Annotated in this window: 17 protein-coding genes; 2 read left to right on the forward strand and 15 right to left on the reverse strand. The window is 49.7% G+C overall.

What is annotated here, in order from left to right; genetic code table 11:
• Positions 1 to 86: 86 nt before the first annotated feature.
• The 14 genes from M3650_RS05480 to M3650_RS05545 all read right to left on the reverse strand — a co-directional run bounded on the left by M3650_RS05480 (position 87) and on the right by M3650_RS05545 (position 11,844).
• A complete protein-coding gene (locus M3650_RS05480) occupies positions 87 to 458 on the reverse strand; it encodes an arsenate reductase family protein (RefSeq protein WP_019421784.1) in 372 nt (123 codons plus the stop codon).
• Positions 459 to 532: 74 nt separating this feature from the next.
• On the reverse strand, positions 533 to 1,516 hold the full coding sequence (locus tag M3650_RS05485; protein WP_251573057.1) for an RluA family pseudouridine synthase: 984 nt from the start codon (positions 1,514 to 1,516) through the stop codon (positions 533 to 535).
• Complete coding sequence (locus M3650_RS05490; RefSeq protein ID WP_311295028.1) at positions 1,509 to 2,096, reverse strand: cob(I)yrinic acid a,c-diamide adenosyltransferase; 588 nt, start codon at positions 2,094 to 2,096, stop codon at positions 1,509 to 1,511. Before M3650_RS05490 ends, M3650_RS05485 begins: the two co-directional genes overlap by 8 nt.
• A 29-nt stretch (positions 2,097 to 2,125) precedes the next feature.
• Positions 2,126 to 2,692, reverse strand: a complete 567-nt coding sequence (locus M3650_RS05495; RefSeq protein WP_251573059.1) for a P-loop NTPase family protein — start codon at positions 2,690 to 2,692, stop codon at positions 2,126 to 2,128.
• Positions 2,693 to 2,734: 42 nt separating this feature from the next.
• Entirely contained in the window at positions 2,735 to 3,286 is a 552-nt protein-coding gene (locus M3650_RS05500; RefSeq protein ID WP_019421780.1) for a type 2 periplasmic-binding domain-containing protein, read from the reverse strand.
• Positions 3,287 to 3,383: 97 nt separating this feature from the next.
• Entirely contained in the window at positions 3,384 to 3,644 is a 261-nt protein-coding gene (locus M3650_RS05505) for an aspartyl-phosphate phosphatase Spo0E family protein (RefSeq protein ID WP_019421779.1), read from the reverse strand.
• A 153-nt stretch (positions 3,645 to 3,797) separates the two neighbouring features.
• A complete protein-coding gene (locus M3650_RS05510; RefSeq protein WP_285848322.1) occupies positions 3,798 to 5,006 on the reverse strand; it encodes an aminotransferase class I/II-fold pyridoxal phosphate-dependent enzyme in 1,209 nt (402 codons plus the stop codon).
• Positions 5,007 to 5,019: 13 nt separating this feature from the next.
• A complete protein-coding gene (locus M3650_RS05515) occupies positions 5,020 to 5,520 on the reverse strand; it encodes an Lrp/AsnC family transcriptional regulator (RefSeq protein WP_251573061.1) in 501 nt (166 codons plus the stop codon).
• 200 nt (positions 5,521 to 5,720) lie between these two features.
• On the reverse strand, positions 5,721 to 6,110 hold the full coding sequence (locus M3650_RS05520; protein ID WP_019421776.1) for a spore coat protein: 390 nt from the start codon (positions 6,108 to 6,110) through the stop codon (positions 5,721 to 5,723).
• Positions 6,111 to 6,141: 31 nt separating this feature from the next.
• A complete protein-coding gene (locus M3650_RS05525; protein WP_019421775.1) occupies positions 6,142 to 6,399 on the reverse strand; it encodes a hypothetical protein in 258 nt (85 codons plus the stop codon).
• 487 nt (positions 6,400 to 6,886) lie between these two features.
• Entirely contained in the window at positions 6,887 to 8,167 is a 1,281-nt protein-coding gene (locus M3650_RS05530; RefSeq protein WP_251573065.1) for an MFS transporter, read from the reverse strand.
• Between the two features lie 119 nt (positions 8,168 to 8,286).
• Positions 8,287 to 8,829, reverse strand: coding sequence for a hypothetical protein (locus tag M3650_RS05535; protein ID WP_233698315.1), 543 nt, complete (start codon positions 8,827 to 8,829; stop codon positions 8,287 to 8,289).
• Positions 8,830 to 9,039: 210 nt separating this feature from the next.
• Positions 9,040 to 9,459 (reverse strand): DUF350 domain-containing protein, encoded by a 420-nt coding sequence (locus M3650_RS05540; protein WP_251573067.1) that lies wholly within the window; start codon positions 9,457 to 9,459, stop codon positions 9,040 to 9,042.
• Positions 9,460 to 9,486: 27 nt separating this feature from the next.
• The gene (locus tag M3650_RS05545; RefSeq protein WP_251573069.1) at positions 9,487 to 11,844 is read right to left on the reverse strand and encodes an endonuclease MutS2; all 2,358 of its coding nucleotides are present in this window, start codon (positions 11,842 to 11,844) and stop codon (positions 9,487 to 9,489) included.
• A gap of 151 nt (positions 11,845 to 11,995) precedes the next feature.
• Between M3650_RS05545 and M3650_RS05550 the strand changes: the two genes are divergently transcribed.
• Complete coding sequence (locus M3650_RS05550; RefSeq protein ID WP_251573071.1) at positions 11,996 to 12,352, forward strand: phage holin family protein; 357 nt, start codon at positions 11,996 to 11,998, stop codon at positions 12,350 to 12,352.
• A gap of 138 nt (positions 12,353 to 12,490) precedes the next feature.
• Entirely contained in the window at positions 12,491 to 12,868 is a 378-nt protein-coding gene (locus tag M3650_RS05555; RefSeq protein WP_251573073.1) for a cupredoxin domain-containing protein, read from the forward strand.
• Between the two features lie 155 nt (positions 12,869 to 13,023).
• On the opposite strand, the gene M3650_RS05560 is transcribed toward M3650_RS05555, so the two are convergent.
• Positions 13,024 to 13,644, reverse strand: coding sequence for a CvpA family protein (locus M3650_RS05560; RefSeq protein WP_251573075.1), 621 nt, complete (start codon positions 13,642 to 13,644; stop codon positions 13,024 to 13,026).
• Between the last annotated feature and the right edge of the window lie 2 nt (positions 13,645 to 13,646).

Consider the following 13,646-nt stretch of genomic DNA (forward strand, 5'->3'; position numbering starts at 1 on the left):
GAGTGTTAACTCCTTTCGCAATACAATGCCTACCAGTATACCATATATTGCGGTTCATCGCGGTTAGCTGATTCTACCATACCTGCTCAATGCTTGGAGGCAATAGTCCATGTATTCTCGAACATCTCTTCACGAAAGCCTACTGTCGCCCGCTTGCCGTCGGTCACGATCGGACGCTTAATTAATTTTCCGTTCGAAGACAGCAACTCCAACTGCTCGTCTTCGCTCATTTGCGGCAATTTATCTTTCAATTGCATCGATTTATATACTTCACCGGACGTATTGAACCACTTCTTCAATTCCAGTCCGCTCATTTCTACAAGCTTCTTGAGCTCGGCTGCGGTTGGCGGTTGTTCGATCAGCGGAATTAATTCGGTCTCAATGCCTTGAGCCTGCAGCCACTTAACCGCTTTGCGGCAGGTGCTGCATTTGGAATATTCATATACGGTCAACTTCATTGTACTCTCTCCTTTATGAGGTTCTTCAAAAAGCCCCTTTTTGAATACGCACTTATATATCTTATCGCAAGTATTTATGATTCAGATCCTTGACGCAATCGCTCTCTTAGCTGCTCCAGTTCGGGCGGCAGCTTAGCTGTAAACTGCAAGGGCACACCCGTCATAGGATGTAAGAACCACAGCTCGGACGCATGCAGAGCATGCCGGGATAACGGTGCAATCGCAGCCTGCAGGAACGGTGTTCGCGCCAACTCGTTCGATGCATAGAACTTGTCTCCCAGCAGCGGACATCCGAGATGCTGCATATGCACGCGGATCTGATGGGTTCTGCCCGTCTCCAAGCGGCAGGATACCCGTGCAGCCTCGCCGTTATACGTTTCAAGCACGTCGTAATGCGTAATTGAATCATATCCGTCCGGAGTCACGACGCGAAGGTGCGGCTGCTCCTTGTCACGGTCAATCGGGGCATGAACGGTTCCTTCCCGTGGAGTCGGCACACCATATACGAACGCTTCGTATTGCTTCCATACTTCATCGTTCTGCATCTGATCAGACAACTGATGATGAGCATGTCCATGCTTGGCTACGATAAGCAAGCCTGACGTCTCTTGATCCAGACGGTTCGCAGGGCGGAAGCGGGTCTGCTCTCCCTTGAGCCTCCAATAATGGACAACTCCATTGGCTAACGTTCCATTGGGATAGCCTTTCGTCGGATGGACGACAAGTCCCGCTGGTTTATTGACAACGAGAATATCATCATCTTCATATACAACGTCAACCGGAATCGGTTCCGGTTCAATATAGTCTACGGTTTCTTCCGCAATTTGAACGTGAACGACATCTCCGCCGCTCAAACGGTCCCTTACGGTAAGCGGCCGGTCGTTATACCGCTCCATGCCGTTAACCGTTATCGCTCGTTCCACTGTCTTCAAGCGGGTAAGCAGACGCCGGGACAGATTCAGTCGCGAACGGAGAACCGTTCGCAGTTGAATGCCAGCCTCTTCCTCTGGCACAACATAAGTGAGTTCTGCCGCGATGTCCAATCTCGATTCAGTCATGTCGTTCTTGACGTCGAAACACTTCGGCACTGCGCACATATTCCTGGTCCTGTACCCCAGCGATTACGTTGGCACGTCTTGCGGCGACAAAGAAATAATCCGATAGCCGATTAACGTATTTCATCACTTCTGCATGCACCGTCTCTTGGCGGGACAAGGTGACCAAGCGGCGTTCCGCCCGCCGGCACACAGTACGGCATACATGAAGAGCCGAAGCGACTTCGCTTCCTCCTGGTAAAATAAATTTGCGGATAGCCGGAGTCGACGCCTCATGCGCATCGATCCAAGCTTCAAGGCGCGCCACCTGCTCCGCATGAATTTTATACGTGACGCTTTCTTGCTTCGTCTCTGCGTATGCAACATCCGAGCCGCAATCGAATAGCTCGTGTTGAATGTCGACCAGTTGTTCCCGCAGTTCGTCATAGCTGTCTTCTTGACAGCAGGCCGCAGCCCATCCGACGAACGCATTCAATTCATCCAGCTCGCCGTATGTATCCACCCGCAGATGATCTTTGGCAGCCCGCCCACCAATCAGCGAAGTCATGCCTGTGTCTCCTGTCCGCGTATATATATTGTTCACAACTGAGACCTCCCATCTTTCCCATTGATTTATCCGCGAAATCTTCTTGCACTTAACTCCTCCGGAATGCCTGCGTTCAAGCGAAACCATTGATGGCTTCTTCGCGCTAATTCAAGATTCAATGCGGCATGCTGGGTTATATAGCATCGTTCTTTCGGATCGGTGAATGGCGTATATCCGGGAGGTTCGTTCGTGATGACGAACACCTTCCCTTGAAACGACAACAACGCGTTCTGCAGTTCCTCACGTGCTGCTGTCATCAGCTCCATATAATCACCATCGTCGATGCTGCCGTCGTGTTCTTCCATGAAGCGTTGATGCGCCGCACATAAATACGACGTCAAGCTATCAATGACAAGCACTCTCCGATCAGCCCGATACAGATTGGATTCCTCATTGATGCGATGCAGCACGGTCGGCAAAGCGAATTCGGTGTGAATGGTCTTCCATGTGAAGTGAGGGGGCGCGGGCGTAGCAGCCGGCAGCGGCGTATCGTGAGTAACGACATACAGCCCTTCGCGTCCGAAGGTTGCCGCATACTTGAGGGCAAACGGCGTCTTGCCATTGCCGGCGCTTCCTGTCACCCCTATTATCATGTTATTTCCCTCCATCACCTGTCATCCGTCCTATTTACACAATTACTGTTCCTCTGCCAACGCTTTCAGCACCTGAACCGAGAGATCTTCATTCGGGGTTCTCGACGGTATCGTGACGAACAGCCCTGGCTCCTGTATGCCTAGCTTCTTTAGAAGCGGCACCTGTTCTGCTGGCAGAGCATACAGATGCGTCCCTTTATACTCGTTATATCCCTTTTCCGCTTTCTCGTATACGACTCCGTCCATAACTCCTGCCGCATACTTTTCCTTATCAAAATAGTTGTCCAATACGACATGCCCGCCCTGCATTGCCATCGTCTTCACGTCGTCTTCCGGCAAAATCACGATGCCGTTGTCACCCGCGGCATATTCAACAACCAATTTTTGTAAATTGTACATCGGCGATGCAACGGCATCAACCGTAAACTTTCCTTCAAACTTTTTATTCAACTCTTCTTTCAACGCTTGCGTCATCTCGGTCGGCACTGTTGACTTCGGCATCATGAATACGGTTATATCCGCTTTCGGTCCGCCGCAGCCGCTTACAAGGATAAGCATCGTTAGCAGAACCCCCATGAATCCCCATTTGCGCATCACGTAATCCCCTCTTTCCCCATATGTCTCTCAATTCACTATATCATAAACGGTACAAGCAAAAAAAGAAGACCCCGCAGGGTCTTCGTTCACGCTGTCACTTCTTGACATGCGACTTCATATATTCGTTAATTTTCAAGTCCAGCATACTGCTGATTTCGATGACATTCTCAGCCGTGAACGACTGTTCTTCTTGAAACATCTGCTCCATTTGCTTGCGAAGAACAATAATTTCATTCTCTAGCGCAAGTAGCTTGGACGAAACGTTTCTTGTTTTGCCCGACCATTTCGGATGAGATCCATCTTCTCTCAATAAACTACGTGAATACGTCGTTAAGGTGTAGTTCGAACAAAACAAGTGACCTTTCCTCCCTTCGCAGCTGGATACTCGAAATCCCTATAGTCGTCCATCCATCTGTTCCATATGGTGGGACAACCTTGAGAGACATGTTATATTATACCAGACGAAGGGAACGAAAACTAGTTCATTTTAGTTGAATTTGAATTTTTTTCACATTTCTTGCTTCATCTTGTCGAGGAAGCGTCCCATGCGATCGAGCGCATCATTCAGCTGCGCGACAGATGTTGCGTAGGAACAGCGTATGTAGCCTTCTCCGCCCAAGCCGAACACGTCTCCCGGCACCGCTGCGACCTTCGCTTCGAACAACAGTCGATGCGCAAATTGCTCCGAAGTCAGTCCCGTCGACTGAATCGAAGGGAAGGCATAGAAGGCGCCTTGTGGCTCATGACAGTCAAGGCCGATTTCCCGAAAGCCTTTGACGACCAGACGGCGGCGTTGATTATACGACTCCACCATGTGAGCTTTCTCTTCATGGCCGTTCTTCAACGCTTCCAACGCAGCCACCTGCCCCATAATCGGAGCACACATGACCGTGTATTGGTGAATTTTCAGCATCGCTGCAATAATTTCTTTGTGTCCACACGCATACCCCATGCGCCATCCCGTCATCGCAAACGCCTTGGAGAAGCCGCTGACCACGATCGTGCGATCCTTCATACCCGGAACCGATGCGAAGCTGACATGCTTCTGATCATAGGTCAGTTCGGCATAGATTTCATCGGAAATGACGATTAAATCGTGCTCTTCCACAACTTTCGCAATCGGAAGCCAATCCTCATAAGTCATAATGCCCCCGGTCGGGTTGCTTGGATAGCACAGAATGAGAACTTTGGAGTTCGGAGTTAATTTCGCTTTGAGCGATTCAGCCGTTAATTTGAACTGGTTCTCGGCAGATGTTTCGATCCCGACCGCCACACCGCCGCCAATTGATACGATCGGCGAATATGAAATGTAACAAGGCTCCGGAATCAATATTTCATCGCCTGGCGATACGAGCGTCCGCAGCGCCAGATCAATCGCTTCCGAACCTCCAACTGTAACGAGTAGCTCGTCAGCCGGGTTATACGTGATTTGGAACGAATCATGTAAATATTCGGCTATCGCCTCGCGCAGCTCAGGCATCCCTGCGTTGGATGTATATTTGGTGCGTCCCCGTTCCAACGAGTAGACGCACGCTTCCCGCACATGCCATGGCGTGCAGAAATCAGGTTCGCCTACGCCCAGCGTAATAATGTCTTTGCTCGCGTTGGCCATATCGAAGAACTTGCGAATACCTGACGGCGGAATGTCTCTGACGAGTGGATTGATATAATTCCCCATGGAGCGCAGCGTCGCTTGCTTATCCTCTTCCTTAATCATGACACATCACCTTTCACGGGGATACTACGAGACGTTGATCGTCCTCGCGGTCTTCATAAATAATGCCTTCTTGCTTATATTTCTTCAATATAAAATGCGTCTTCGTCGAAAGCACCGCTTCAATTGGAGACAGCTTATCAGATACGAACGAAGCCACTTCGCGCAGATTCTTCCCTTCGACTTCCACGAGCAAATCATATGCGCCGGACATAAGGTAGACGGATTTCACTTGCGGGAACAAGTAGATGCGCTCCGCAATACCCTCGAATCCACGACCACGCTCAGGCGTAATCTGAACCTCGATCAGCGCCGTCACCTTCTCGTCGTTCACCTTGCTCCAATTCAGAATTGTCGCATATTTAACGATAACGTGATCCTCTTCCATTTCGGTGATGGCCGCTCGAACTTCTTCTTCCTCCGCACCAAGCATAGTCGCGATTAAGCTAGGGGAACGTCGGGCGTCCTCTTTTAACAGCTTCAATATGTTAACGTTTAACTCGCTTAAATCCTTCATAAGACGAAATCCTCCCCCGACCTGGATATGTAAGGCCGCTTTTGTTGATATGCTTATTATGATACACCTTTTTACAACTTCCTGCCAAGAACCACCTATGCCGTATTCCCAGGTGCATCCGGATCTGATCTGGACCGGCATCTCACATGCAAACAGCCGCCCTTCCGCAATGGAAAGACGGCGCTATCGACCGGATTGAATTACATGTAATTGTGGGAATCGCCGCCTTGGTAATTCCCCTGCACATAGTTGTTGTTATTGTAATTGTGCTGCTGGCCGTTCAGTTTCTGCTGCACGAACTGGTTCGTCTTCGTCTGCATTTGTTGATGTTGCTGCAGTTGTTTGTTCACTTCCTGCCGCAGCGCCGGCGAAGCCACAGAATACATATTGTGCTGCTCCATTAAATTGAACAATTCTCCCTGCATCTTTATCGTGCTATTCGTCAAATCAGTAAACATTTGCCGGACGGCCGGGCACGCCGCCTCCGTAACGCCTGTCACATATTCACGCGACGTGCGTTTCAAATCGGCCAATATCGTATATAACAAATCTTTCTCAGCCATGAACCCGCTATTTTGTGTATAGTTCATCGTAACGTTACCTCCTGCTCTTTTGACTATATTATTGCGATTGCTGCGGTTGAGTCGGGGCCAGTTGAGCGTGCTGCTGCAATGTCTGCACAAGAATATTCATATGCTGCTGGTGAGCGGACACCATATGCGTCAAAGCTTGCTGAATCGTCGTATTCGTCGAACTGGCTGCGGTTGCGGCGCATTGCTTGATTAATAGATCTTCATTCGATATCGAATCGGCAATATACTCTAATTCTTTGGCAGTCAGTGGTTTCATGGTCAAATGGTTTTGTTGTCCGTATTGCATTTGGCATGATCTCCTTCCATCTCTTCAATGTGGTACCAAATGTATTATGTACCCTGCATTAGGGAAATATGTAACGCGATGAGGCAACCAACCTTTTGGAAGAACAGGAAGCGATGCTGCCCAAAATGGCGCGTATGGCCCGCACCCAGACTCTTGCGTATGGTGATAACAGCATCAGTCGAACTAAGATGTTTTCTTCAATCGGCAGAAGTAAGAACTCATTGGATATATGTAGTAGAATGTTCTGATTAGGCTGTAGAATAGAATATAGACTGGATATTATACAGTGGATCGGGCTGTTTGACAGCAACTCTGCTGAATGATCGGAAAAGCATTGGACTACTTCCAATGGAGCGGCCAAAAAGAGGTGTACGTGCGCTGTTTTAACTGTACAGAATCCAACAGAGGAAGGAAAACGGAATTAGTTGTTAAGCTTATATCGTTTTTGATGCCGTAAATACCAGCTGCCTAATGTGTCGCAGCTGGTTTACGGCTGCTCCTTGAGCTTGTGCTTCATCTTCGCTTCCCCAGCTTCTTCTGCTGCATCACCCGTAGCTTCCGGCACCCTTTTTGCATACTGATTCTTAACTAGAGGCTGCATGAACCATGCGCTTAGCACAGGCGCTGCGCCAATCACCGTGAGAAACACGACAATCGCCGCAGTATTCGTCCGCCACTGGACCAGGGCGATAAAAGCCGCGATACCCGCCATCCGTCCGATGAGCAGACCGAACTCACGCAGTACAGTGAGCTCGACGCGCTGACTGACCGACTTCTTATCGATTCCCATAATATCGAACGTGGACGATGTCATCGGTACGGTGAACAGCGGTGAGAATAGAGAAATCATAATACCGAACGCAAGCAGCGTCCCGTACTTGATCTGAAAAAATAATGGGACAACCGCGAGCGCCATCGCCATCGCCCCGAGCAGCATCCCCTTGGCGCGGTATGATACCTTGAAGAAACGCCCGGCCACATAGAAGCTGGCCAATGCAACCGCAGAGGTAATAAGCGTATAATTGCCGAGCTTCAGTTCATTCGTAGTGACAATATACACGATCAATCCGACTAGAAAAGCGAACACTCCATCGCGTAATCCTTGTGACGCAAGAGCCGGCAGAGCGACGCGCCAAGGACTGAGCGGAGGACGTAACGAAGTGAACGGAAGCGACCAGCAATAATGGCCTTCCGGCGGACGTTTGTGCAGCCAGAAGCTAATAATGACCGCGGCGACAAATACGACAAGGGATATGGTAAATATGATCGGATAGCCACGACTATCACCAAGTGTGGAGATAAGGAAGCCCGAAGCCCAGGGCGCTGCCATCCCGCAGCCCGACCCGATAAATCCGACCCAGCCGTTGAACAAATCCCGGTTGGCGGCATCCGTCACTTCAAAGTATACGACATTGAAGGTCAGCCAGAAGGCGCCAGAAGCGGCACCCAGCGTTAAGCCGAGCGGCCATATGTAATGAACCGCCTCTTTATCAATCCACAATACTGCGGCGTAAAAGATTCCCGCAAGCAAAATACCAAGGCGCAAGCAATTCATTTTATTGCCTTCTTTAACCCATTTGCCAGCGAAATAGAACATGAGCCCGATTGCAATTTGCTGGCTGAACGCAAACCAGCCGATGAGTGAATAATCCGACTTCGCTTTCCAAAGAAAAACGTTGACGAACGTCCCTGACAGGGCATTCGCCAACGAGAATAGACCGTATACGACCAACAACAAGAGAGATTGGCCGTCCAGACGCGCCTTCACGAAGGTAACCCTCCCCGCTTCCGTGGGCTTGTAGAGATTGATCAAAAAGTCACCTTTTGATCACGCTCTTATACCCAGTTCGTTACAGCTTATAAGTTACCCCAAAGCGCGCGTCTTATTTATTCTGATTTCGTATTTCGTACATTTTCCATTATTGGTTCACGATATGTCTCTGCCAGCACCTTCGATACTTGAAAGCAGGATGTGCAGACATATACATCCAGCTGAAACGGCGCAGTAAGAATCGGTTGCTTCAATGTCTCCGGAATGTGAGGTGTAAACTGTGTGGAAGGCATTGTTTCTTTGCCGACAAGCAACATATATTCACGGCACTGCGGGCACTCTGGCACTTCCTGCTGCTCGTGCAGCACCTTGTCTACGCCTTCTTGGTAGCGCAGCGTGTCCGGTTCGCTATACAGAACGGAATCATCATCCCAGCCAAAGTTGGACCAGCCTTTTTCCTCCGGCTGTTCTTCATTCGCATCAGATGCCTGCTCGTTACGCGCATCCTCGGCTTCATCTTCATCGTGTTCGATCATGACGTTCATACTCCGGTATGCATTAAGTTCATTATGGCAGTGTGGGCATTCCTCTTCAGGCCCCAACACTTCGTCCCATACAATTTCAGTATCGCACCAAGGACAGATTGTCGTGCTGCTCATTGTTCATCAAACCTTCCCTATATAGAGGTTGTTCCAAAAGTGTCCTTTTGAGTGCTGAAAAGTCCACTTTTTGAACACATTTTACACTTTTTATCAAGCCTATATATTTATCCAGTACACAATTCCGATAACAACAAATAGCGCGGCTAATGCGAACAGCGTTCCCCATAAGTACTTCATGAATGACCTCCGCGGTATAATCCAATCACACTACTTGATGCTCGCACCAATAATATAGGACAACGATATCGAGATAACCATCGATAAGAGGCCAACCGCACGATTGTCCTTCTGTATCTCATTGTCCAAATTAAAATACGGCATCAAAAAGCCGAACAAAAAGTAAGCCACAAGCAACAGTACATAACCAATTATCGCCCATGTCAATGAGGCGTATAACGAATCCCGCGCTTCGATGCCGAAGCGAAAAATATTGCAAATCCCAAATATTTTCCCCGAGGTTGCCAAGGCGACGCTAATATTCCCTTTGCGAATCTCGTCCCAGCACTTATAACGCGTCACCAATTCAAAGACTGATAACAACAGCACCAGAGCGAATACGGCCACGGAAAAATAAGCTAACATCGATACGTACGGATTGCTAAGCCATTGTTCAATTAGATGTTCCACTGTTGTCCTCCCCACCTTCAAGAATGATTACTTCAATTCCGCCACGGTTACTCCCGTGCCGCCCTCGCCGTAATTGCCAAGACGGAAGCTCTTTACATGCTTATGCCTGCGTAAAAATTCTTGAATGCCGGTGCGAAGGATTCCCGTTCCTTTGCCATGAATAATGTGTACTTGACCCAAGTTGCCGAGCAGGGCCTCATCCAAGAAACGATCCACTTCCATCATCGCTTCTTCTAAGTTAGCTCCCCGCAAATCAAGCTCGGACCGGACATTTTCTCCACGAGTGCGCTTCACGTTCGTGCCGGATTGCACCTGCTTGGCTTCAGACTTGGAAGACGACAGCAGTTCCAAATCGTCGAGACGAACTTTCATCTTCAAAATCCCGAGCTGTACAACGGCTTCTTGCCCTGCCAATTCAACGACGCTTCCTTTTTGGTTCAAGCTGTATACCATTACTTCGTCGCCAGCTTCGATTTGCCGAACTGACTTCACACTTTTCTTCGTCTTCGCAGCAATCTTGCTTGCCGGCGCCGCTTCATCAAGCCGTCTGCGCGCTTCCGTCAAGCGATGGTCCTTCACCTGAGCTCCTTCCAGAGCCAGCTGTCTTAATTCCGAAATAATCTCTTCCGCTTCACGACGGGCTTTGGCTACGATGGCTCGCGCTTCGTCTTCCGCACGCGCTACGCGCTTGTCCCGATCCGCCTCCAGCTTCGCTCGTTCTTCAGCCAACGCTTCACGCATCGCCTCCGTCTCACGCCGCAGCCGTTCCGCAGCCTCGCGCTCCGCTTCTGCGCCAAGCCGATTCTCTTCCAATGAGGCGATCATCGTCTCTACCCGCAGGTCTTCTTCCGTCACTTCGCCGCGGGCATGCTCGATAATGGACTTCGACAGTCCTAGCCGTTCGGCAATGGCAAAGGCATTGCTTCGTCCCGGCACGCCAATCAACAAGCGATAGGTCGGACTTAACGTCTGAACATCGAACTCCATGCTGGCGTTGATGATGCCTTTACGTTCGTATGCGTATGCCTTCAACTCGCTGTAATGGGTCGTGGCCACCATTCGGCAGCCAAGCTTATGAATATGCTCCAGAATCGCAATCGCAAGCGCCGAGCCTTCCGCAGGGTCAGTACCCGCACCCAGCTCATCAAGCAATACCAAGCTCTTCGGCGTCATATGGCTCAAGATGCGAATAATGTTAGTTAAATGGCTGGAGAACGTACTCAAGTTCTGCTCGATGCTCTGCTCGTCTCCGATATCGGCGTATATCGCATCGAACACACACATCTGACTTCCATCCTCCGCCGGAATGAACATACCGGACATCGCCATGAGGCTCAACAGCCCCATCGTCTTCAGCGACACCGTCTTACCACCGGTATTCGGACCTGTCACAATGATGGAGGTATATGAATTGCCGAGCTCCACATCAATTGGCACGACTTGTTCAATTGGAATTAACGGATGACGGCCTTTCTTCAACTTAATAAACCCGCGATCATTCATACGGGGAAAAGATGCTTTCATTTGGTGCGCAAGTCTGGCTTTGGCAAAAATAAAGTCCAATTGTTCTACGCAATCCGTATCGTACAGCAGCACATCGGCGAGAAGACCCACTTCCTCGGTCAATCGCGACAAAATACGTTCAATCTCGCGCTCTTCTCTTAGCTTCGTCTCCCGCAGCTTGTTGTTCATTGCTACGATTGCTTCCGGCTCGATGAAGAGCGTGGCGCCCGAACTGGATTGGTCATGAACGATACCGCCATAATGACCGCGGTATTCCTGCTTTACTGGAATGACATAGCGATCATTCCGAATCGTAACCAACTGGTCCTGCAGCATTTTTTGCGCGCTTTGCGAACGGATCATGGACTCCAGCTTCTCGCGAATTCGCGTTTCTCCGATGCGCAGCTCACGGCGTACGGTCGCCAGTTCAGAGCTGGCTTGATCCAATACTTCACCCTGCTCATCGATACATCGGCGGATGTCTTCCTCCAGTGCCTTCTGGTCACTTATGGATTGTGCCAATTCATGGATCGACGGAACCGGATTATCTTCATGAACACCTGCGATATGCCGCGCTACACGTCTTCCAGATAACAACAGCGAAGAAATATCCCACAGCTCGCTTGCGCTGAGCATGGCATTAATTCGAGCTCGTTTGATGGAGCCACGAATATCCTTCACTCCAGAGAACGGTGCCCCGCCTTTCAGGCGTTCTACCGTCATCGCTTCATCTGTCGCCTGCAAACGGCGCTTCACTTCATCCAAATTGGTACTCGGCTGTAACGCCAACGCAGCCTGTTCGCCCAGAGGGGTCGCCGCGTGATGCGCCAATGACTGCAGTATTTTATGGTAATCCATCGTGTTTAAAATTTTTGAATCCAATTCTAGTCACGACTCCTCTCGCTGTAATTATATCGGAACACCTAATTGATGGCTATTCATGTCTGAACATGCCACTTATGATTATCGCGGATAAGGTTACAATAATTGTTGCACAAACCTATACCCTTCAAACAAGTAAGGAGGAAAGTCCATGAATTTTCTAGGTCATGTCGTTCGATTCATTGTGGCAGCCATCGTGCTGATGATCACGGGCTGGATTGTGCCGATGTTCTCCGTAGGCGGTTTCTGGAGTGCCTTAATCCTCGCCTTGATCATTGCCTTGTTCGGCTGGATTGTCGAAGGCATTTTTGGAAAAAAAGTTACGCCGTTCGGTCGGGGTATCGTTGGCTTTTTGATCAGCGCCCTCGTCATTTACGTCGCCCAGTTCTTTGTAGCCGGCGTATCAGTCACCATCCTCGGAGCGATTCTGGCGGCCTTGGTCATCGGGTTGATTGACTTGTTCATCCCAATCGCCACGCCATTCGAAGCCGGACGACAAGCGAAATAATCTGAAGGCTGCCGCTTCACGCCATCAGTCCTTTCCAGACCCCTATGCCGGATCACTCCAAATGCGTATTTTTTGCTCGACAAAGAATGGCAAAAAATGAGTGAGTCAGCTACACTGTTATGGAAAAGGAGGATGAGCATGAAACGAAGCAGCCTTTGGACGTTATCATCTCTATTCATCATTATGATCGTCTTGCTGGTCGCTTGCGGGGGAAGTAAGGAACAGAATTCACAAGCAAGTGCCTCTGTTGCCGTCGATACAGAACTTGTCATAACAGCGACCAACTATAAGTTTGACCAATCGGAATATCGAATCAAAGCAGGTGAGTCGGTCCGCATCATTTTGGATTCCACCGGAAATCACGGGTTAGCTGTCAAAGAGCTCGGTCTCGCTCTTGAGCCGAATAACAAGGAACAAGTGATTACTCCAGAGAAGCCTGGGACTTACGAGTTCCAATGCACGATTATGTGCGGTCCGGGTCACCGTGATATGAAGTCGATGCTAATCGTCGAATAAATGAATAACCATTGTAATTAACTCCCCATGAACCGGTTCCCCCATAGTCACGTCTGAGCGCACAGCAGTGGCCGCCGTATCCTTTATTCAAGGAGACGGCGGCTTATCTTACTCTAATGCGGCCGCTCATTTCAAAAGGCCTCGAAAAGGTTTTCTCATAGCCATTGCGCCCACTTTACCGCCTCAACCATAACGTCCGGAATCCACTGTCCGGTCTTATCCACCCAGACTGACGCCTCCACCCATGTACGGATGTAACCTGCGGGCCATGCCCGAAGCAGCACATACAGGATGCACCAGAGGAATATGAACTGGATCAGGCCGAGCACTGCGCCGGTAAGCCTGTCTACGGTCCGGATCGGCCGGGAGGCGGTGAATTTGCTCCATGCAAAGCGGATAAGCCATAAGCCTGCAAGGACAAAAAAGAACAGCAGCGCAAAGGCAATCACCGCATGCACCGTATCCATCAATTCAGAGGACAATATTGAACCCGAACCGTCTGCAGGCGGCTGTGGGCTTGCTGCTTGATTGCTTGTCGTAAACAGCCTCTTCTTTACCCATGGGATAAAGTAATCATAGAAGCGTGAAGCGACGATAAAGGCTACGATATAACCAAACAACGAGAGGGCCTGGGCTTTCAGTCCGCGCTTCGCTCCCCACGCGATACATATCATTGCGGTTACGGCGACAATGTAGTCGAGCGCATTCCAAGCCATTATTCCCGCTGCGATTCCGTTCCATAAGTTGTCAAAAAACATTGTGATTTCTTGTAACATGA

This window comes from Paenibacillus sp. MER TA 81-3, from assembly GCF_023713585.1.
GTDB lineage: Bacteria > Bacillota > Bacilli > Paenibacillales > Paenibacillaceae > Paenibacillus_B > Paenibacillus_B profundus.

Bases quoted from the DNA above. Each gene is read 5' to 3' on its own strand.
- M3650_RS05480 (WP_019421784.1), bottom strand. From the start codon at position 458: ATGAAGTTGACCGTATATGAATATTCCAAATGCAGCACCTGCCGCAAA.
- M3650_RS05485 (WP_251573057.1), bottom strand. From the start codon at position 1,516: ATGACTGAATCGAGATTGGACATCGCGGCAGAACTCACTTATGTTGTG.
- M3650_RS05495 (WP_251573059.1), bottom strand. From the start codon at position 2,692: ATGATAATAGGGGTGACAGGAAGCGCCGGCAATGGCAAGACGCCGTTT.
- M3650_RS05500 (WP_019421780.1), bottom strand. From the start codon at position 3,286: ATGCGCAAATGGGGATTCATGGGGGTTCTGCTAACGATGCTTATCCTT.
- M3650_RS05510 (WP_285848322.1), bottom strand. From the start codon at position 5,006: ATGATTAAGGAAGAGGATAAGCAAGCGACGCTGCGCTCCATGGGGAAT.
- M3650_RS05515 (WP_251573061.1), bottom strand. From the start codon at position 5,520: ATGAAGGATTTAAGCGAGTTAAACGTTAACATATTGAAGCTGTTAAAA.
- M3650_RS05520 (WP_019421776.1), bottom strand. From the start codon at position 6,110: ATGAACTATACACAAAATAGCGGGTTCATGGCTGAGAAAGATTTGTTA.
- M3650_RS05525 (WP_019421775.1), bottom strand. From the start codon at position 6,399: ATGCAATACGGACAACAAAACCATTTGACCATGAAACCACTGACTGCC.
- M3650_RS05535 (WP_233698315.1), bottom strand. From the start codon at position 8,829: ATGAGCAGCACGACAATCTGTCCTTGGTGCGATACTGAAATTGTATGG.
- M3650_RS05550 (WP_251573071.1), top strand. From the start codon at position 11,996: ATGAATTTTCTAGGTCATGTCGTTCGATTCATTGTGGCAGCCATCGTG.
- M3650_RS05555 (WP_251573073.1), top strand. From the start codon at position 12,491: ATGAAACGAAGCAGCCTTTGGACGTTATCATCTCTATTCATCATTATG.
- M3650_RS05560 (WP_251573075.1), bottom strand. From the start codon at position 13,644: ATGTTACAAGAAATCACAATGTTTTTTGACAACTTATGGAACGGAATC.